Source organism: Streptomyces sp. NBC_01439 (assembly GCF_036227605.1).
Lineage (GTDB): Bacteria > Actinomycetota > Actinomycetes > Streptomycetales > Streptomycetaceae > Streptomyces.
The window spans coordinates 9,332,952-9,350,836 of sequence record NZ_CP109487.1 but is presented as its reverse complement, the minus strand read 5'-3'; the positions used below and the strand labels follow the sequence as shown (position 1 = coordinate 9,350,836).

The 17,885-nt window shown below is 69.9% G+C and carries 16 protein-coding genes; 2 read left to right on the top strand and 14 right to left on the bottom strand.

All coding sequences use genetic code 11. From position 1 onward, the window contains the following. Positions 1-1,060: 1,060 nt before the first annotated feature. From OG207_RS42660 to OG207_RS42640, 5 genes are all read right to left on the bottom strand, one after another. Positions 1,061-1,279, bottom strand: a complete 219-nt coding sequence (locus OG207_RS42660) for a hypothetical protein (RefSeq protein ID WP_329107004.1) — start codon at positions 1,277-1,279, stop codon at positions 1,061-1,063. Positions 1,280-1,481: 202 nt separating this feature from the next. Next, the gene (locus OG207_RS42655; RefSeq protein ID WP_329107002.1) at positions 1,482-2,471 is read right to left on the bottom strand and encodes an aldo/keto reductase; all 990 of its coding nucleotides are present in this window, start codon (positions 2,469-2,471) and stop codon (positions 1,482-1,484) included. Between the two features lie 120 nt (positions 2,472-2,591). Beyond that, a complete protein-coding gene (locus OG207_RS42650; protein WP_329107000.1) occupies positions 2,592-3,923 on the bottom strand; it encodes an ABC transporter substrate-binding protein in 1,332 nt (443 codons plus the stop codon). A gap of 68 nt (positions 3,924-3,991) precedes the next feature. Beyond that, positions 3,992-4,999, bottom strand: a complete 1,008-nt coding sequence (locus OG207_RS42645) for a carbohydrate ABC transporter permease (RefSeq protein WP_329106998.1) — start codon at positions 4,997-4,999, stop codon at positions 3,992-3,994. A 4-nt stretch (positions 5,000-5,003) separates the two neighbouring features. Beyond that, complete coding sequence (locus OG207_RS42640) at positions 5,004-5,924, bottom strand: carbohydrate ABC transporter permease (RefSeq protein ID WP_329106996.1); 921 nt, start codon at positions 5,922-5,924, stop codon at positions 5,004-5,006. A 500-nt stretch (positions 5,925-6,424) separates the two neighbouring features. Here OG207_RS42640 and OG207_RS42635 point away from each other — a divergent pair, with 500 nt between their 5' ends. Further along, on the top strand, positions 6,425-7,879 hold the full coding sequence (locus OG207_RS42635) for an RICIN domain-containing protein (RefSeq protein ID WP_329106994.1): 1,455 nt from the start codon (positions 6,425-6,427) through the stop codon (positions 7,877-7,879). An 84-nt stretch (positions 7,880-7,963) separates the two neighbouring features. Here the strand turns inward: OG207_RS42635 and OG207_RS42630 are convergent, their stop codons facing one another. The 4 genes from OG207_RS42630 to OG207_RS42615 all read right to left on the bottom strand — a co-directional run bounded on the left by OG207_RS42630 (position 7,964) and on the right by OG207_RS42615 (position 11,779). Then, positions 7,964-9,715 carry a glycoside hydrolase family 35 protein gene (locus OG207_RS42630; RefSeq protein WP_329106992.1) on the bottom strand — a complete coding sequence of 584 codons (1,752 nt, stop codon included), beginning with the start codon at positions 9,713-9,715 and terminating at the stop codon, positions 7,964-7,966. Between the two features lie 108 nt (positions 9,716-9,823). Further along, positions 9,824-10,270 (bottom strand): ATP-binding protein, encoded by a 447-nt coding sequence (locus OG207_RS42625; protein WP_329106990.1) that lies wholly within the window; start codon positions 10,268-10,270, stop codon positions 9,824-9,826. 69 nt (positions 10,271-10,339) lie between these two features. Then, entirely contained in the window at positions 10,340-10,669 is a 330-nt protein-coding gene (locus tag OG207_RS42620; RefSeq protein WP_329106988.1) for a putative quinol monooxygenase, read from the bottom strand. Between the two features lie 60 nt (positions 10,670-10,729). Next, the gene (locus OG207_RS42615; protein ID WP_329106987.1) at positions 10,730-11,779 is read right to left on the bottom strand and encodes a zinc-binding alcohol dehydrogenase family protein; all 1,050 of its coding nucleotides are present in this window, start codon (positions 11,777-11,779) and stop codon (positions 10,730-10,732) included. Positions 11,780-12,022: 243 nt separating this feature from the next. On the opposite strand from OG207_RS42615, the gene OG207_RS42610 reads away from it, so the two are divergent. After that, entirely contained in the window at positions 12,023-12,388 is a 366-nt protein-coding gene (locus OG207_RS42610; RefSeq protein WP_266355743.1) for a winged helix-turn-helix transcriptional regulator, read from the top strand. Positions 12,389-12,408: 20 nt separating this feature from the next. Here the strand turns inward: OG207_RS42610 and OG207_RS42605 are convergent, their stop codons facing one another. The 5 genes from OG207_RS42605 to OG207_RS42585 all read right to left on the bottom strand — a co-directional run bounded on the left by OG207_RS42605 (position 12,409) and on the right by OG207_RS42585 (position 17,668). Then, complete coding sequence (locus OG207_RS42605) at positions 12,409-13,215, bottom strand: DeoR/GlpR family DNA-binding transcription regulator (protein WP_329106983.1); 807 nt, start codon at positions 13,213-13,215, stop codon at positions 12,409-12,411. Between the two features lie 109 nt (positions 13,216-13,324). After that, a complete protein-coding gene (gene galK / locus OG207_RS42600; protein WP_329106981.1) occupies positions 13,325-14,458 on the bottom strand; it encodes a galactokinase in 1,134 nt (377 codons plus the stop codon). Continuing rightward, a complete protein-coding gene (galE, locus tag OG207_RS42595; protein ID WP_329106979.1) occupies positions 14,455-15,414 on the bottom strand; it encodes a UDP-glucose 4-epimerase GalE in 960 nt (319 codons plus the stop codon). Before galE ends, galK begins: the two co-directional genes overlap by 4 nt. Continuing rightward, positions 15,411-16,460 carry a galactose-1-phosphate uridylyltransferase gene (gene galT / locus OG207_RS42590; protein WP_329106977.1) on the bottom strand — a complete coding sequence of 350 codons (1,050 nt, stop codon included), beginning with the start codon at positions 16,458-16,460 and terminating at the stop codon, positions 15,411-15,413. The genes galE and galT overlap by 4 nt, the downstream gene beginning before the upstream one ends. Positions 16,461-16,558: 98 nt before the next feature. Continuing rightward, positions 16,559-17,668: a heparin lyase I family protein gene (locus tag OG207_RS42585; protein WP_329106975.1), complete on the bottom strand. Its 1,110-nt coding sequence runs from the start codon at positions 17,666-17,668 to the stop codon at positions 16,559-16,561. Between the last annotated feature and the right edge of the window lie 217 nt (positions 17,669-17,885).

The window sequence follows — 17,885 nt, the reverse complement described above, 5'->3', positions numbered from 1 at the left end:
TGCAACGGCAGCTCCCGCTGCCCATCGCCGACGCCGGGACTCAGTACGGCCCGCGAGCCAATCTAACTACTCGTCAGTAAAGTCAGCAAAAGGTCAGCATTCGTCTGAGCGAAGCCGATTACAGCCTGCAACACGTGAGACTCGACCACCCGCACCGGAGGCTGTCGGGCCATGCCCGGCAGCTTCTCTTCCACCAAGAAAAGTGGGCTGGATGCGAGCGCCACACCCAGCCCCCATCTGCATAAAGCAGCAGGTCAACGGACCCTTCCCCTAGGCTTCAGGTGTGTGGGAGGCAGTTCCGGGGAAGGAATCGGACGGCCGTCGTAGCCCTTCACCTCGCCGAATCGGGACCCGTTCATCCAGTCTTCGCGGGCCTGCGCGATATCATCGTGTGACCGTCCGATCCAGTTCCAGAACATGGCGATCCCCGAAAGATCCGCCACCTTAAAGGCCCACCCCCAACGGCCCCGACAGGGGAAGCTCGGCGATTCACAGCCCAGGTGAAGAATCGAGCCCAAACGGACCTCGATGCATACGATGCAGGCCTGGCCCGGCATGAGTAAGACCGCTCACTCGATGGTGGTCCCGATGAGGCTCGCCGCGACGATTCTGCGGATTCCGGTTGCTGACGGTGCGGCTGTTGCGGGGGAGGTCATGTGCACCACTTCCGGGGTCTGCGGGGACGTTTGGTGTGGCCACACCGTAGAAGCCCGCAGGTCGGCAGCGTATGTGGCGGGACATCACATTCAGGCACCACCTCGTGTCCCCGACCACCACATCGCCGTCTTGGACACCATCACCGATGCGGTCTTCATGCGGTCCAAGAGGTGAGGATCGCGCCCAGGAGGCGGCGCGCATCATGGGGGGGGATCGGAAGTGGCCTGACCGGTGACGCTGCCCGGCCGCGCTCCCTCGCCCGTTCCCCGCCTGCTGATCCGGCGTCATCCGAGCCGAAGCCATGCCCCAAGAACCGAGCGTGCCCGGGGACCGAGCGTGTTCTGCGGGGTGCGCAGGCATCGGGTGGCCGGGTCAGGTGGCCGCCCGGTCCCGGACGACTTCCTCACAGGTCCTCCGCGTCCACGATCCGGACGATGACGCGCGCGGGCGGACGAGCGGGGTAGGTGAGGTCGTACCCGGCGTCCGCCAACCAGCGCGGTTGGCACGCGGGCAGCTCGCCCGCCTCGCCCACGGGAATGCCGCCGTAGAGGCTGATCTCCATCTCACGGAGCAAGATTCCTTCTTCCCCCACGGCCTCCACGATCAGTCCGGGCAGGCTCACATCGAAAGGGCACTGGTCCTCGAGCGTCGCATCCTGGTCCCGCCGGTCGTGGACGGCGAGGTGGGCAGCGAGCAGCTGTTCGAGAGCACCGAATACGGCGCTGCCGGTTGAGGAGCTCCGTCGCTCACCCAGCCGGAACGATCTCCGTGCGGGGGTGCGACCTCACCCCGACTGATCTCGAATGGTCGACCTACCGTGTCTTTCAGCGGCTCAGCGCATCGATCTCCGCCAAGTCGCGCTCGGACAGCGAGCCCCCGTGCAGCGCGTCGAGGTTCTGGTCCAGTTGGTTCACGCTGCTCGCGCCGATGATCACCGACACCACTCGCGGGTCACGCAGCACCCACGAGATCGCCAGTTGCGCCAGGCCCTGTCCGCGTCGCTCCGCCAGTTCGCCCAGGCCCCGCAGTTGCTCCAGCTTGGCGCCGGTCAGCGCCTCTTCCTTGAGGAAGTGCCCGACCGACATCCGCGAACCGGCGGGCACCTCGCCGGCGAGATAGCGACTCGTCAGAAGGCCCTGCGCGAGCGGCGAGTAGGCGATCATGCCGGTTCGGGTGTCACCTACCACGTCCAGCAGTCCTTCCTCGGGCGTGCGGTCGAGGATCGAGTAGCGGGCCTGGTTCAGCAGTACCGGCGTGCCCAGCTCCCGCAGGATCGCCACCGCCTCGCGATGCTGGTCGGCCGGGTAGTTGGAGATGCCCACGTACAGCGCCCTGCCGGAGCGCACCGCCGTGTTCAGCGCGCCCATGGTCTCCTCAAGCGGGGTCTCGGGGTCGTAGCGGTGCGAATAGAACACATCAACGTACTCCAGGCCCATCCGCTGCAGCGACTGGTCCAGGCTCGCCAGCAGGTACTTGCGGCCGCCACCGTCCCCGTACGGACCGGGCCACATGTCGTAGCCCGCCTTGGAGGCGATGAACAGCTCGTCACGGTACGGACGAAAGTCCTGCGCGTAGAGACGGCCGAAGTTGCACTCCGCGCTCCCGTACGGCGGACCGTAGTTGTTCGCCAGGTCGAAGTGCGTGACGCCCCGGTCGAACGCCCGGCGCAGCACCGCCCGCTGCACCTCCAACGGCCGGCCGTCACCGAAGTTGTGCCACAGGCCCAGCGAGACGACGGGCAATCGGACACCGCTCTCTCCGGCCCGGCGGTAGGTCATGGATGCGTAGCGGTCCCGCGCGGCGTTGTAGTTCACGTATCAATCCTGCCCGGTTCCGATCAGAATCGGAACCTAATCAACACATCTCAACATCACGGTCCCGGCATGAATGGCCGGCGAGGGCGCGACCCCGGCTCACGCCCTCGCCGATGCCGGCTACGGGGCGACGGTGAACCCTTGGTCCGTGCCGTACTTGGCACTGGTGGCCCGCCAGGCCTCCAGGCCCTGGGCCAGCGTCGTCGAGGAGACGTACGCCTTGCCGACGGTGTCGTTGAAGACCGAGTTCGCGTACACCTGGTACGGCAGGTACGACCAGCCCGCGCCGACGTCACGGGCCGCGTCGGCCAGGATCCGGTTGGCCTGCTGCCCCCCGAAGTAGGGGAACGGGGTGTCCAGGAAAGCCTGCGACTCCAGGTCGGCCCGCGTGGCGGGGAAGGTGCCCTCGGAGACGCGCGCGGTGGCGCCGGCCCCCGTGGTCGCGTACTCGACGAAGGCGTAGGCCAGCGCCTTGTTCTTCGACGCCTTCGGCACGGCGAGGGAGCTGCCCCCGTTCTCCGCACCCGCCTTGGCCCCCTTGGTCCATTGCGGGAGGGGCGCCACACGCCAGTCCCCCGACGCGGCGGGGGCACCCGTGACGAAGTTGGCGGGCATCCAGGCGCCTATGGACAGAGTGGCGATACTGCCGTCCGACAGGCCCTTGTACCACTCGTCGCTCCAGGAGGTGACCGGCGCGAGCAGCCGCTCGTCGACCAGCTTCTGCCAAGTACCCGTGTACTGCGCCGTGCCGGTGTCCCCGAAGTCGATGCCGATCTCGGTGCCCTCCACCTTGTACGGGCGTCCGCCCGCCTGCCAGATCAGGCTGGTCGTGGCGCCGGCGTCGCCGGTGTCGTTCGTGATGTAGAGCTTCGGGTCCGCCTTGTGCAGGGCGCGCGCCGCTTCCACGTACTCGTCCCAGGTGGTGGGGACGGCGATGCCGTGCCGGTCGAACACCTTCTTGTTGTAGAACAGCGCCATGGGTCCGGAGTCCATGGGGAGGGCGTAGATCCCCTTGCCGTACTTCACCCCGCTCCATGGGCCGGTGGTGAAGGCCTGGTCATGGCCGGAGGCACCGTAGGGGGAGAGCTCCTCCAGGGATTTGCCGATGGCGAACTGACCGACCGCGTAGTACTCGACCTGGGCCACGTCCGGGGCTCCCGAGCCGGCGGCGATGGCGTTCTGGAGCGCGGTGTACTGCTTGTTGTTCGTGCCCGCGTTGACGAGCTCGATGTCCACCTTCGGGTACTTCTTCTCGAAGTCGGCGGCCACCTTCTTGAGGGTGGGCTCCCACGCCCACACCGTCACCTTGCCCCCGGCTTCGAGTGCTGCCGCCACGTCCTTCGCGGCGCTGTCGGCCCCCGGGTCCGGCGATCCGCAGGCAGTGGCGCCGAGGGTCAGGGCGCACGTCACGGCGACGGCGGCGACGATCCGGTGGCGGCTGTTCGTTCTCATCGGTGGTGCTCCTGATTCGGTGTGCGGATGAAGCGGGTCGGGAGGGGCCGAGCGCGCAGCCGGACGCGTCATTCCTTGACGCTGCCGGCGGCCAGGCCCGACTGCCAGTAGCGCTGGAGCAGGAGGAAGACGACGACGATCGGCGCGATCGTGAGCAGGGAGCCGGTGATGATGAGGTCGAAGACGGGCTCGCCGCCCGCGGTCCTGGCCTGGGCGCTCCACGCATTGAGACCGAGAGTGAGCGGATACCAGTCCGGATCCTTGATCATGATCAGCGGCAGGAAGTAGTTGTTCCAGGTCGCGACCATGGAGAAGAGCAGCACCGTCACGGTTCCCGGCATCAGCAGCGGCAGGGCGATCCGGAAGAAGATGCGCAGCTCGCCGGCGCCGTCGATGCGGGCGGCCTCGAGCAGTTCGGAAGGTACCGCTTGCGCGGTGAACACCCACATCAGGTAGAGCCCGAAGGGCGAGACCAGGGAGGGGATGATCACTGCCCACGGGGTGTTGGCCAGGCCCATGCCGCTGAACATCAGGAACGTGGGGACGGCGAGGGCCGTGCCGGGGACGGCCACGGCCCCGATGACGACGGCGAACACGGCTCGGCGGCCCGGGAACTCGTACACGGCCAGCGCGTACCCGCCGAGGACGGCGAGCAGCGTCGCACCGCCCGCGCCGGCGGCGACGTACAGCAGGGTGTTCAGCGTCCAGCGGACGAAGGCGCCGTCGTCGTAGGTCAGCGTGCGGGAGATGTTGTCCCAGAGCTGGAAGTCCTTGCCGAACCACAGGCCGAAGGAGTCGAGGAGGTCCTCCTGGTCCTTGGTCGCGTTGACGACCAGCCACACGAGGGGCAGGAGGGTGTATACGAGGACCAGGCCGGTCACCAGGGTCAGCGGGATGCTGGGCCTGGGGTCGAGCGGGGTGTGGGCCCGTCGGCGGCGACGCTGCGGCGCCGCTCTGGGCGGTGCGGTGGCCGGGGGCCTCTGTGGTCCGGTGGCGGCGCCGCTCGAGTCCGCGCCGCAGGAGTCGGCGGTGCGCTCCCTCGTGTCCGAGGAGACACCGGTGGGGTCCGTGATCATGTGCTCAGCCCTTCCGCATGCCGCGGAGCTGGACCGCGTAGGCGATGACCGCGGTGAAGACGCCCATCACGATGGCGATGGTCGCCGCGTAGTTGTGCTGCTGCCCGGAGAAGGCCAGCGAGTACGTGTAGAGGTTCGGGGTGTAGTCGGTCGTGATCGCGTTGGGAGCGAGGTTCTGCATGATGTTCGGCTCGTTGAAGAGCTGGAAGCTGCCGATGATCGAGAAGATCGTCGCGATGACCACCGCACTGCGGATGGCCGGCAGTTTGATCGCGGTGACGATGCGCCACTCCCCGGCGCCGTCGATGGCCGCCGCCTCGTAGAGGGAGCGCGGGACCACCTTGAGCGCGGCATAGAAGATCAAGGTGTTGTAGCCGACGAACTCCCAGGTCACGACGTTGCCGATGGAGGCGAGCACCAATGGGGGCGAGAGCGGGTCCGGGAGCGCGAGGCCGAAGGCGTCGTTCAGGTTGCCCACGAGGCCGAACCGGGTGCCGTAGATGAACCCCCACATCAGGCTGGCCACCACGGCCGGTACGGCGTAGGGCAGGAAGACGGACACCCTGAAGAAGGCCTTGCCGTACAGCCGGCCGCTGTCGATGGCGAGCGCGACGAGCAACGCGATCCCCAGCATGACCGGCACCTGGACGAGCAGGAACAGCCCCACCCGGGCCGATCCCTCCCAGAAGCGCGCATCGGTCAGCGCTTGGAGATAGTTGTCCGCGCCGACGAAGGAGGTACCGCCGATCAGCCGGTCGCGCATCAGGCTGAGATGGAACGCGTACCCGATGGGAGCCAGGAAGACGAGGGCGAACACCGCTGCGAAGGGTCCGGCGAACCCCCAGCCGACGAGGGCGTTCCGACGTGTGCGTGAACGGGAACGAGATGGGGGGAATGCCTTTGCCGGTGCCGGCAGGAGCGACATGGTGGGTCCTTGTGTCAGTGACCTACAGGTCCGCGGCGGAGGAAGGGATGACTGGCCTCCGGGCCGGAATCGGCCTCCATGGGGCAGGACCTGATGAGAAATGTTTACGTAACCATCGGTCCGGCGATCGTGGCACCCTCGGTGGGGAGCGTCAAGCACCTTGCACCCCGCTGGCCGAAAAAGGGAGTCACCGGACGGCGATGACGCCCGCCGGGGCGCCCTTCACGCACACCCGGCCGCAGACCTCCCTACCAACCCTCCGCTTCCGAGACGGAGTTGGGCGGTGAGGCGACACCCGGGCCGGTTGTGACGATTCGCGTCCGACTGCTTGACAGGCCCCGACGCGACTCCCAGACTCGCTGCCAACCACTGAATGTTTACGTAAACATTACAGAGGTGGAACACCGATTTCACCGGGGCCGGCTTCTCCGCCGGGTCCGGAGCCATGGGCCCGTCCACCCACGGACACCTCCTTGCCCGCCAGCCATCGCGAGGTACTCATGCGACGTCATCCCCCCTGCATCGCAGCCCTGTTCGCTGTTCTGGCTGCCCTCATCGCGAGCCTCCTCGGCGGTCTCGGCACCGCCGCGGCCTCCCCCTCCCCCGTCACCGTCATCAACGCGACGCAGTTCACCGATCCCGCCGGCCGGCCCGTCCACGCCCATGGCGGAGGGGTCATCAAGGTGGACGAGTACTACTACTGGTTCGGAGAGGACCGGAACCCCGACAACAGCTTCAGGTACGTCTCCGCCTACCGCTCCACCGACCTGAAGACGTGGGAGTTCCGCGGCCACGTCCTGTCCCAGGCCAGCCACCCGGAGCTGGCCACCGCCAACATCGAACGCCCGAAGGTGATGTACAACCGCGCCACCGGGCAGTTCGTCATGTGGATGCACAAGGAGGGCAGCGCCACCGACTACAGCGAGGCCCGTGCCGCGGTGGCCGTCTCCTCCAGGGTCGACGGCGACTACTCCTGGCGCGGGAGCTTCCGGCCGCTTGGACACATGTCCAGGGACATCACGACCTTCGTGGACACCGACGGCACGGGCTACATGATCTCCGCCGCCAACGAGAACGCGGACCTGCACGTCTACCGGCTCACCGCGGACTACACCGGCATCGATACCCGGGTGCAGAAGCTGTGGGCCGGCCAGTCGCGCGAGGCTCCGGCCTTGTTCATGCGCGACGGCGTCTACTTCCTGGTGACGTCCGGCGCCACCGGCTGGTCCCCCAACCAGCAGAAGTACGGCACGGCCGACAGCATCACCGGCACCTGGAGCTCGCTGCGGGACCTGGGCGACGGCAGGACCTACGGTTCCCAGACGGCCTTCGTGCTGCCCGTCGAGGGGACGTCCGGTGTCACCACCCACCTGTACATGGGCGACCGCTGGGGCAACTCGATGGGCGGCACGGTCAACGACTCACAGTACATCTGGCTCCCGTTGAAGTTCCCGACCAGGACCACCCTGTCCATGGAGTACTACCCGCAGATCATCGTCTCCACGGAGAACGGGACTGTGCGGGGCACCGGGGACTGGAGCACCCTCACCGCCGCGCACAGCGGCAAGTGCGCCGACGCCGCCGACTGGTCGGTGGCCGAGGGCGCCCCGCTGATCCAGTGGACCTGCGCGGCGGGCAGCGTCAACCAGCAGGTGTGGTTCCAGGGCGTGGGGGACGGCACGGTACGGATCATGCTCCGCCACAGCGGGAGGTGCCTCGCGGTCCGGGACGCGTCCCCCGATGACGGCGCCGCGATCATCCAGACCACCTGCGGCGACGGGCCCGGGCAGAAGTGGAGGACGGCCCAGGCGGGCCCGACCGGTATGCGCCTCGTCGCCCAGCACAGCGGCAAGTGCGTCGATGTCGCGAACCAGTCATGGGCCGACGGCACGCGGCTCGTCCAGTGGACGTGCAACGGCGGCGACAACCAGAAGTGGCGGCGCTCGGCCGTCTGACCCGCCCCGCCCCTTCGCCCCGGCACCGGTGGGGCCGTGTGATTCCACGACGTGGGACACGGCCCCGCACGGCCGCCGGGGCGCTCAGTCCTCGACGGGGCCGAGGTCGGGCGCGTCCCGGAAGGCCACCTTCCGGTCAGGGCCGGGTGCGTGGAGTTCGAGCACGACGACTTCGTTCGCGCCCCTGCGCAGCACCGGGCCGGGGACGTACAGCGAGCGCTGGGGGCCCCGGGACCAGTAGCGGCCGAGGGCGAAGCCGTTGACCCAGACGCTGCCCTTCCGCCAGCCGCCGAGGTGGAGGAAGGTGTCGGCCGGCCGGTCCGCGTCGAAGGTGCCCCGGTAGAAGGCCGGTCCGGTCGGTGTGGCCGCCCCGGCGCCGAACGGCAGGTCCTCAAGGGCCGTGAGCGGCAGCGGACGGCTGGTCCATCCGTCGAGCGGGGAGCCGTCGAGCGAGACGCGGCCGAGCAGTCCCTTGCGGTCGTGGATGCCCCAGCCGTAGTTCACCCGCCCCTGGTTCTCGACGAGAACGCTCAGGACGGCGCCCGGCCGCGGGACCGCGAAAGTGAGGGCGTGCTCGTGGCTCTCCCGCTCCAGCACCCCCACCGGCTGGCCGTCGACGAATACCTGGGCGCGGTCGCGTACCTGCTCCAGTTCGAGCAGGGCGGGCCCGGCATCCGGCAGGTCCGCCTCGTACAGCACGAAGCCGTAGCCCTGTCCGAGTTCCTCCATGGTCAGCGGACGAGGCGAGGCGACGGCGTCCCCGAGGGCCGGTGCGGCGTCCAGCAGACCGATGCTCTCGGTCAGCTCCACCGCCTCCAGGCTGAACTTCGCAGCACGTGGGGGCGGTACCTCTGCCGGGACCGGGGCGTATTTGGCGATTACCTTGCGGAACGCGGCGAACTTCTCGGTCGGGTCGCCGGCCTCGTCGAGGGGGGCGTCGTAGTCGTAGGAGGTCACGGTCGGCCGGTAGGTGTGCTTGTCGTTGGCGCCGTTCATGAAGCCGAAGTTCGTGCCGCCGTGGAACATGTAGAAGTTCACGGAGGCCCCGGTCGCGAGCAGCTCGTCGAGCTCCTGGGACGCCTGCTCCGCGCCGCGGACGACATGGTGTGCGCCCCACCGGTCGAACCAGCCGATCCAGAACTCCGTGCAGAGCAGCGGCCCGGACGGCCGGGCGGTGCGCAGGGTCGCGAGGTGTGCCTCCGACCGGCTGCCGAAGTTAGCGGTGGCGAGCACGCCCGGCAGCGCCCCTCGTTCGAGGTCGGCCGGCTGGTCACAGGTGAAGAGCGGGACGTCGGCGCCGTGGCGGTGCAGGGAGTCGGCGAGGTGCTCCAGGTAGGCGGTGTCGTCTCCGTACGCGCCGTACTCGTTCTCCACCTGCACGGCCAGCACCGGCCCACCCCGGGTGGCGAGGCGGTCGTGCAGCGGGGGCAGGAGCCGGCTGAAGTAGTCCTCGACCGCGGCGAGGAACTGCGGGTCGCGGCTGCGCAGCCGCATGGACGGGTCGGCCAGGAGCCACGAGGGCAGGCCGCCGCCCTCCCATTCGGCACAGATGTAGGGGCCGGGCCGCAGGAGTACGTGCAGCCCCTCGGCGGCGGCGAGATCGAGGAACCGGGGCAGATCGAGCCCGTCGTCCATGCGGAACTCGTCGGGCCGCGGCTGGTGGAGGTTCCACGGCACGTACGTCTCCACCGTGTTGAGCCCCATGAGACGGGCCTTGTGCAGCCGGTCGGCCCAGAGTTCGGGATGGACGCGGAAGTAGTGCAGTCCGCCCGAGAGGATGCGGAAGGGATCTCCGTCGAGCCGGAATCCGTCGTCTTCGATCTGGAGAAGGGGCATGCGCGTGCTCCTCAACTGAGCAGGGGCGCGCGGATCGCGCGCGGGACTGTCGCCATCCTGAATGTTTGCGTAAACATCAGCTCGATGGCAAGTCCTTGCTGCGGACGGTCAGGTCGGCAGCTCCGCCCAGACCAGCTGGCCGGCCGCCGTCGGCCGGACTCCCCAGGCGCTGCTCAGCGTGTCCACCAGCAGCAGGCCGCGGCCCGTGCAGCTCTCGACGTGGACCGAGTGGGTGCGCGAGCGCGGGTCGAAACCCGGGCCGGAGTCCTCGACTTCCAGCCGCACCACCCGTTGGCCGGTGTCGGGACATCGCAGGGCCAGGGTGATCCGGGCCGGGGTGCCGCCGTGGCGCACGGCGTTGGTGGCCAGTTCCGTCGCGATCAGGAGGAGGTCGTCGCTCGGCCCGTGCAGGTGCCATCCGGCGAGCCGGGCCATGATCCAGGTCCGGAGCAGGCGTGGGGCCTTGAGGTCCGCGGGCAGCTCGTAGCGGTGTGCGCACGGGCTGACCTTGTGGGAGCTCGGAACGGTTGTGGTCAGGCGGGCGGTGCGAGGCATGGGATCTCCTCGGCTTGCTGGTGTCGAGGGAGCCCGCCTGTGCCAGGCGGGCAGGCGGGCAGGCGGCTGTCAGGCCGGGTCGGCCGTGGCGGCGACGGGGACCTCGCGCAGCGGAATCAGCTTGATCGGCTCCGCCAGGAGCTCTTCGAAGCGGGCTGCGAAGGCCTGGAAGTGGGGCGTGGCCATGTGGAAGTCGAGGGCCTCCTGGTCGGCCCAGGTCTCGCGTACGTAGAAGGTGCCGGGCTCCTCCAGCAGTTCGAACGGCGCGTAGTCGAAGCACCCGCTCTCGGCGCGGGACGGTTCGACCAGTGCGGCCAGGGCCTCCTGCAACGCGCGGCGCCGCGTCGGCTTCGCGCGCACGCGGGCAAGGGCGACGAGCGGGTGGGAAAGGGGGGACATGGCCTTCTCCTCGGGTCGGAAGGCGCCGGGGCGGCGCGCGGGGTGAGCTCTGGCACCGGCTCAGAAACCGGTGAGGGTGATCTTGCCGATGGCGCTGCCGGATTCCAGGATCCGGTGGGCTTCGCGCAGATGGGCCGCGTTGACCGTGCCGAGGTCGGTGGTGGCGGTCGTCGCGAGGGCGCCGCGGTCGACGAGCCCGGCGACGCGAGTGAGGATGTCGTGCTGCCGAGCCCGGTCCGGGGTGCGGTACAGCGACCGGGTGAACATCAGCTCCCAGTGGAAGGAGATGCTCTTGGACTTCAGCAGCCCGATCTCCGCGGGCCCGAAGTCGTCGATGGCAACGATCCCGCCGAAGGGCACCAGCATGTCGGCGTAGGCGGCGAGGTTGCGGTCCGTGCCGGCCGTGCTGAAGACGTGGTCCAGGCCGCCGGGTGCGACCTCGGCCACCTGCTGTGGCAGCGGGCGGTGGTGGTCGACGACGTGCGTGACGCCCATCCGGCGTGCGAAGTCGGCGCTCTCCGGCCGCGAGGCGGTGCCGATCACCGTCAGGTCGGTGAGGGCCCGGGCCAGTTGCGCCACCATGGCTCCGACGCCGCCGGCGGCCGCTGTCACCAGCAGCGTGCCGCTCTCCCGTCCGGCTCCTCCCTCGCGCAGGCCGAGCCGTTCGAAGAGGCCCTCCCAGGCGGTGAGGGAGGTCAGCGGCAGGGCTGCGGCGTCGGTGAAGGAAAGGGTGCCCGGCTTGGGCCCGACGATGCTCTCGTCGACGACGTGGTACTGGGCGTTGGTGCCGGGGCGGTCGATCGCGCCGGCGTAGTAGACCTCGTCGCCGACCGCGAACAGCTCGACCCGGTCGCCGACCGCGACGACGGTGCCGGCCGCGTCCCAGCCGAGCACCTTGGGGCGGCCGCCCGGGTCGTTGTTGCGGCGCACCTTGTAGTCGACCGGATTGACCGCGACGGCCTCGACCCGGACGAGGAGGTCGTGCGGGCCGGGCCGCGGCACGGGCAGTTCGATGTCCACCAGGCTCTCGTCGTCCTCGACCGGCAGGCTCGCGCGGTAGGCGACCGCCCGCATCGTCTCGTCCGGCGTCTCGTTCGGCATCTCGTTCATCCCGCTTCCTCTTACGGTGGTCTTCTTCTCCGGGGCGGCCGACGGCGTCAGGACGCTGTCCTGAGGCGACGCCGGTCGGGGGTTCCGACTCCGGCGATCCGGGCTCCTGACCCGGGCCGGGGGGAGCCGGAGACCCGTTCCGGACGGTACCCCCGGGGACGTAGTAACCTGCAAGGGAGGCTACTTCCCATTGGGAAGTATCGAGGTGGACGACGCACCGGACAGGGAGTGAAAGCCATGGTCATGGGCTGTACGTCGGAGCGGCACGACCAGCACGATGTCTACGCGGCGCAGTGCCCGTGCCGCGAGGTGCTCGATCTCCTGGCCAACAAGTGGTCCGCGCTGGCCATCGGCGCCATGGAGGACGGACCGCAGCGCTTCGGCGCCCTGCTCCGCCGCCTCCAGGGTGTCAGTCCGAAGGTCCTGACCAACACGCTGCGCCGCTTGGAGGAGAAGGGGTTCGTCGATCGGACCGTGTACCCGGCAGTGCCGCCGCACGTGGAGTACGCGCTCACGGAGCTCGGCCACAGCGTGGCGGAGCCCTTGGGGCAGCTGCGGAACTGGGTCGAGAACCACCTCGACGAGATCCAGGCCCTCGATCCTGCCTGAGGCCTTGTCGGTGCCGGAGCTCAGGGCTGGGTGGTGCCCAGGAGCAGTTCTCCCACCGAATCCCTCAGGACGGAGCACGCATCGGGGTCGAGGCCGTCATCGGAGACGAAGTAGTCGATCTGCGAGAGGGCGATGAACCGGCTGAGACCGACGACGCCCCATTTGGTGTGGTCCGCGACCACGGCCACCTGAGTGGCGCAGTCGATCAGTGCCCGGTTGGTCTGGGCCTCGGCGAGGTTCGGGGTCGTCGCACCGGCACGTTCGGAGACGCCGTGGGCGCCGATGATGAGCAGGTCCACCTGGAGGGAGCGGATCGCCTGGTCGGCGAGGGGGCCGACGAGCGAGGCCGACTTGGTGGGAGTGCCGCCGGTCAGGAGCAGCGTGGGGCCCGCGGGACCGGCCTCGGCCCCGGTGGGCCGCAGCAATTGGGCGACCGGCAGGGAGTTGGTCACCACCGTCAGACCCGCGACGTCCCGGAGCCGGGCCGCTACCGCGTAGGACGTCGTTCCGCCGGAAATGGCCACGACGCTGCCCGGTTTCACGAGGGCGGAGGCGGCCTCGGCCACCGCCGACTTGGCCCGCGATTCCAGACCGGCCTTCGTTTCGAAGGGTGGTTCGTCTCCTGTGGTGACGGAGGCGCTGATCGCGCCCCCGTGCACCTTCGACAGGGAACCGGTGCGGGCGAGCACGTCGAGGTCACGACGAATGGTCATGTCGGACACGCCCAGCTGTTCCACGAGATCGGCCACCCGCACGGCGCCCTCGCGGCGCACGATGTCGAGGATGAGCGCCCGCCGCTGCGGTGCAAGGCGTGCTGACTCGGTCACGATCTCGTCCCCCGTTCCTCTGCGCGCCGTCCGTGTACGCCGCCGAAGTCGCACGGCATTCCTCACGAACGAACAGTCTACGTCGGAGGGCTTCGGCCTCACCGTGTTCTCACACAATGCGCCGGGCGCCGACGGCCGGGGAGACCGGGAACAGCTGCGGAGCCTGGTACCCGGCCGTACGGAACGCGGTGGTGACAGCGGCGCCGATCGCTTCCACCCGGTCCTCCTCCGCCAGCACGATGACGGACCCGCCGAAACCGCCACCGGTCATGCGCGCCCCGAGAGCTCCGTACGCCAGGGCGGTGTCCACGACGAGGTCGCTCTCCGGGCAGGAGATCCGGAAGTCGTCGCGCAGCGATGCGTGGCCGGCCGTGAGAATCGGTCCCAACGCCGCCAGGTGCCCGGCCCGAAGGCGGACGACGGCGTCGGTGACCCGCGCGTTCTCCGTCACCACGTGCCGGACCAGGGGCACCAGGTGGGCGGGGAGTACTGCGGCCGCCCCGTGCAGGTCCGCGGGAGTGAGGTCGCGCAGTGCCGCCAGCCCGAGCAGCCGGGCGGCCTGCTCGCACCCGGCCCGCAGAGCCGCGTACGCGCCGTCGCCGAGGTCGTGTTTCACCCGGGTGTCCACGACCAGCAGGCTCATCCCCTGGGTCTCCGGGGCGAAGGGGACCTCCTCGTGGGCCCCGGCGCGGATGTCCAGGTGCAGGGCCGAACCGGCGGTGCAACAGGCGGAGGCCAACTGGTCCATGGCCCCGCACGGCACTCCGGCGAAGCCGTTCTCCGCACGCTGGCCGATCAGCGCGAGGGCGGTTGCGCTCAGGTTCAGCCCGTAGAGGTCGTTGTAGGCGAAGGCGACCGCGCACTCGAGCGCGGCGGAGGACGAAAGGCCGGCGCCGGTGGGCACCGTGCTGTCGATGTGGAGGTCGGCGCCCCCGGGCCGGTGTCCGGCTTCGCGCAGCGCCCAGACGACCCCCGCCGGGTAGGCGCCCCATGTGGTGACGGCGCCGGGGGTGAGTCGCTCGACGTGGAGGTCGATGACCGGGCCGTCCCCCTGGGCGCTGTGCAGCCGCAGGCGGCCGTCCTGGCGCCTGCGCGCCGCGACCAGGGTGTGCTGGGGGATGGCGATGGGCAGTGCGAAGCCGTCGTTGTAGTCGGTGTGTTCGCCGATCAGGTTGACCCGGCCGGGCGCTGCCCAGACCCCCTCCGGGTAGGCGCCGTAGATGCGTCGGAAGGCCTCCTTCATGCGGTCACCTCACGTGCGAAGGCCCAGGCGTCGGCCACGATGGAGTCCAGGTCGGTGTGGCGGGGCCGCCAGCCCAGGCGCTCGCGCGCGCGGGCCGCGGAGGCGACCAGTACCGCGGGGTCGCCGGGACGGCGGGGGCGGACGACCTCCGGGATCGTCCGGCCCGTGACCCGTCGCACGGAGTCGATCACCTCCCGGACCGTGAAGCCCTCGCCGTTGCCCAGATTGCAGATCAGGTGCTCGCCGGGACGGGCTGCTTCCAGGGCCAGCAGGTGGGCCTCGGCGAGGTCGGCGACGTGGATGTAGTCGCGTACGCAGGTGCCGTCGCGCGTGGGGTAGTCGTCGCCGTGGACGTCGATGTGCGGGCGCCGTCCCAGGGCCACTTGGAGGATGAGCGGGATGAGGTGCGACTCGGGTTCGTGGCGCTCGCCGTGGCCCGCGTGGGCGCCCGCGACGTTGAAGTACCGCAAGGACACGGCGGCCAGCCCGTGGGCGGCGGCCTCGCCGGTGATCAGGTGGTCGACGGCCAGTTTGGTCGCGCCGTAGGGGCTGGTGGGCGCGGTGCGGGCGTCGTCGGCGATCGGCAGCCGTTCGGGTTCGCCGTAGACCGCAGCGGTGGAGGAGAACACCAGGGTGCGCACGTCTGCGTGCCGCATGGCGGCCATCAGCTCCAGCGAGCCGGTCACGTTGTTGCGCCAGTACTTGTCCGGGTCGCGTACGGACTCGGCCACCTGCGAGGAGGCGGCGAAGTGCAGGACGGCGGCGTGGTCGGCGGACAGGAGGGCGGCGGCATGGCCGAGACCGCCCCGGACGAACTCGGCGCCCGCCGGAACGGCTTGGGGCGTGCCGGTCGACAGGTCGTCGAGCACCGTCACGCAGTGGCCGGCTTCGAGGAGGTGGGCCACGACCACGCTGCCGATGTAGCCGGCTCCCCCGGTCACGAGGTACCGGCTCATGACGCGACCTCGCGGAGCCGCCGGGCCGCGTCTTCCGGGGCGATGTCGTTGACGAAGGAGTCCATGCCGGATTCGACCCCGGCCAGGAACTTGAGCTTGCCCGCCGACCTGCGCACGGTGAACAGCTCCAGGTGCAGCGCCAGTTCGTGTCCGCCGGTCTTCGGCGCCTGGTGCCAGGCGGAGATGTAGGGAGTGGGGGCGGTCCGAGCGGGCTCCCCGTCCTGCCGGAACAGCCGGTCGAACCTGCGCAGCAGCTCCAGGTACATGCCGGGGAACTCGGCGCGCTCGGTCTCCGTGAGGTGGGTGAGATCGGGGACGCGGCGATGGGGGTAGAGGTGCACCTCGTACGGCCAGCGGGCGGCGTAGGGGACGAAGGCCGTCCAGTACTCCCCCGCCAGCACCACGCGCGAGGTGGCGGCCCGCGCCTCGGCCAGCAGGTCCTCGAAGAGGTTCCCGCCGGTGACGGCCCGGTGCGTGTCGGCGACGGCGATCATCTTGGCGGTGCGCGGCGGGACGAAGGGAAAGGCGTAGACCTGGCCGTGCGGGTGCGCGAGGGTGACGCCGATCTCCGCGCCGCGGTTCTCGAAGCAGTACACCTGCTCGATGCCGGCGAAGGACGACAGCCGCTCGGTGCGGTCCGTCCAGGCGTCGAGTACGAGCCGGGCGCGGTCCTCGGTCAGATCGGCGAAGCTCGCGCCGTGCTCCGGCGTGAAGCACACGACTTCGCAGCGTCCGAAGCGCCCCGCCAGCGAGGGGAAGCGGTTCTCGAACACGGCCACCTCGTAGTCCGCCGCCGGTATCTCGCTGTGGCGCCCGTTCCCCGAAGGGCACAGGGGGCACGCTTCGGTCGGCGGATGGTGGACGCGCCCCTGCCGGTGCGAGGCGATCGTGACCCAGTCGCCGGTCGCCAGATCCAGGCGCAGCTCCGGGTGACTGTCGACGGGCTCCAGCACGCGCCGGTCGATCGTGTCGCGCTCTGCGCTCTCGTCGAGGTCGAAGTAGATCAGCTCACGGCCGTCCGCGAGCTTCGTCGGGGTTCTCTTCACGGAAACGTGCCCGTCTCTCGGAGTACGGTACGGCGCTGTCGCGAGCCATACGTCGACAAGAATAAACAGAAAACAACTAAAGTCAACGTTTGGACGTGTCAGCTGCGCGCCCGGCGGCGTGCGCTGCGGGGTGAGTCCTTCGCAGTGCGCCGCCGTAGCAGGACGAAAGCGCCTCCCGCCAGGGCCGCGGCGCCGCCCACGGCGCCTCCGACGACGCCGATCCGACCGGCGCTCCCGTGCGCGGTCGCGTCGGTCCGCGCTTCCTGTGCCGTCTCCTCGGGAGCGGCGTCACCCCCGGCCGGCGCTTCGCCGGCCCGGGCGGACGAGAAGGTGGAGGGCGAGCCCGTCGGGGTGGGGCCGGTCGACACCGCCGGGGACGGCGATGGGGAGGCAGCACCCCCCGGAGTGGTCGCACGGGCGTCCGGCAGGGAGCCGGCGGTCGTACTGGTGATGGCGATGTCGTCGATGAAGAGGACCGCTTCGGATGCTCCGGCCCGCTTCGACGGGCCTTTCTCCGGACGCCAGTTGGGGCGGTAGGCGCCGATCCTGAAGTGCGGCGGTTCGCCTCGGTGGTAGTTGTTGGCGCCCTGGTGCGAGCCGACGGTGACGCCGTCCCGCGTGACGTGGATCGAGCCGGGCCTGCCCGCGGAGGACCACGTGATGTCGAAGGTCCATCGGTTCCAATGCCCCGGACGCGCGGCGCCCAGCGGGATGACGGCCTCCTGTATCTCACCGTTGGTCATCCAATGGACCTTCAGCTGCCAGTCGGCACCGTGGACCGAGAGTGCGACGACGGGCTTGATGCCCCCGCCGTCGTCCTGCGTGCTGAACCACTGGGCGACGATGGTGTCGAGGTCCCGCTCCTGCCAGTCGCCGGGAAGGTAGTTGGCGAAGCCGAAACGGTGACTACCGGCGTCCAGGCCCTTGATGACCAGCTCGGACTTGAACGAACGTCCGTCATTGGGGATGTTCACGCGCGCCGCCTGCCCCGACCTGCCTCCCGGCGCGGGCCCGACGAGGACACGGCCGAAGCCGTTGATCGCCATGAACGGCAACTTCTGGGAGGAGGACTCGAAGTCGTAGGACATGGAGTCGGCGGCGGCTGCCGGGGAGCCGGCGGCCAGGCCGGCGAGCAGCAGCGCGCCCGTGCAGGCCGTAACGAGACGGACCGGCCGACCGGCGGGCGACAGCGGTATGGCGAGGGGCATGAGCATATGTCCTTGCAGGAGAAGGTGAGGGCGATTCCGCCGGGGGTCGGCGGCGGGACGGAACGGCGGGGCAGGCTCGGGGCCTTCACGCGCACGGTCGGTGCGCGGGGTTCGACCTTCGGGTACGGCACTCCCAGGCGCTCGCCCGCCGGGCTCAGGGTGTCGCGCCCCTCATGGGCAGGGAGGCGGACGGACCGGCAACTACGGTGACTGCCGG

What these genes read in the sequence shown, in the direction of transcription:
- OG207_RS42640 (WP_329106996.1), bottom strand. Translation starts at nt 5,924, where the DNA reads ATGTCGCTCCTGCCGGCACCGGCAAAGGCATTCCCCCCATCTCGTTCC.
- OG207_RS42630 (WP_329106992.1), bottom strand. Translation starts at nt 9,715, where the DNA reads ATGCCCCTTCTCCAGATCGAAGACGACGGATTCCGGCTCGACGGAGAT.
- OG207_RS42625 (WP_329106990.1), bottom strand. Translation starts at nt 10,270, where the DNA reads ATGCCTCGCACCGCCCGCCTGACCACAACCGTTCCGAGCTCCCACAAG.
- galE (WP_329106979.1), bottom strand. Translation starts at nt 15,414, where the DNA reads ATGAGCCGGTACCTCGTGACCGGGGGAGCCGGCTACATCGGCAGCGTG.
- OG207_RS42635 (WP_329106994.1), top strand. Translation starts at nt 6,425, where the DNA reads ATGCGACGTCATCCCCCCTGCATCGCAGCCCTGTTCGCTGTTCTGGCT.
- OG207_RS42620 (WP_329106988.1), bottom strand. Translation starts at nt 10,669, where the DNA reads ATGTCCCCCCTTTCCCACCCGCTCGTCGCCCTTGCCCGCGTGCGCGCG.
- OG207_RS42610 (WP_266355743.1), top strand. Translation starts at nt 12,023, where the DNA reads ATGGGCTGTACGTCGGAGCGGCACGACCAGCACGATGTCTACGCGGCG.
- OG207_RS42645 (WP_329106998.1), bottom strand. Translation starts at nt 4,999, where the DNA reads ATGATCACGGACCCCACCGGTGTCTCCTCGGACACGAGGGAGCGCACC.
- OG207_RS42650 (WP_329107000.1), bottom strand. Translation starts at nt 3,923, where the DNA reads ATGAGAACGAACAGCCGCCACCGGATCGTCGCCGCCGTCGCCGTGACG.
- galK (WP_329106981.1), bottom strand. Translation starts at nt 14,458, where the DNA reads ATGAAGGAGGCCTTCCGACGCATCTACGGCGCCTACCCGGAGGGGGTC.
- OG207_RS42585 (WP_329106975.1), bottom strand. Translation starts at nt 17,668, where the DNA reads ATGCCCCTCGCCATACCGCTGTCGCCCGCCGGTCGGCCGGTCCGTCTC.
- OG207_RS42615 (WP_329106987.1), bottom strand. Translation starts at nt 11,779, where the DNA reads ATGAACGAGATGCCGAACGAGACGCCGGACGAGACGATGCGGGCGGTC.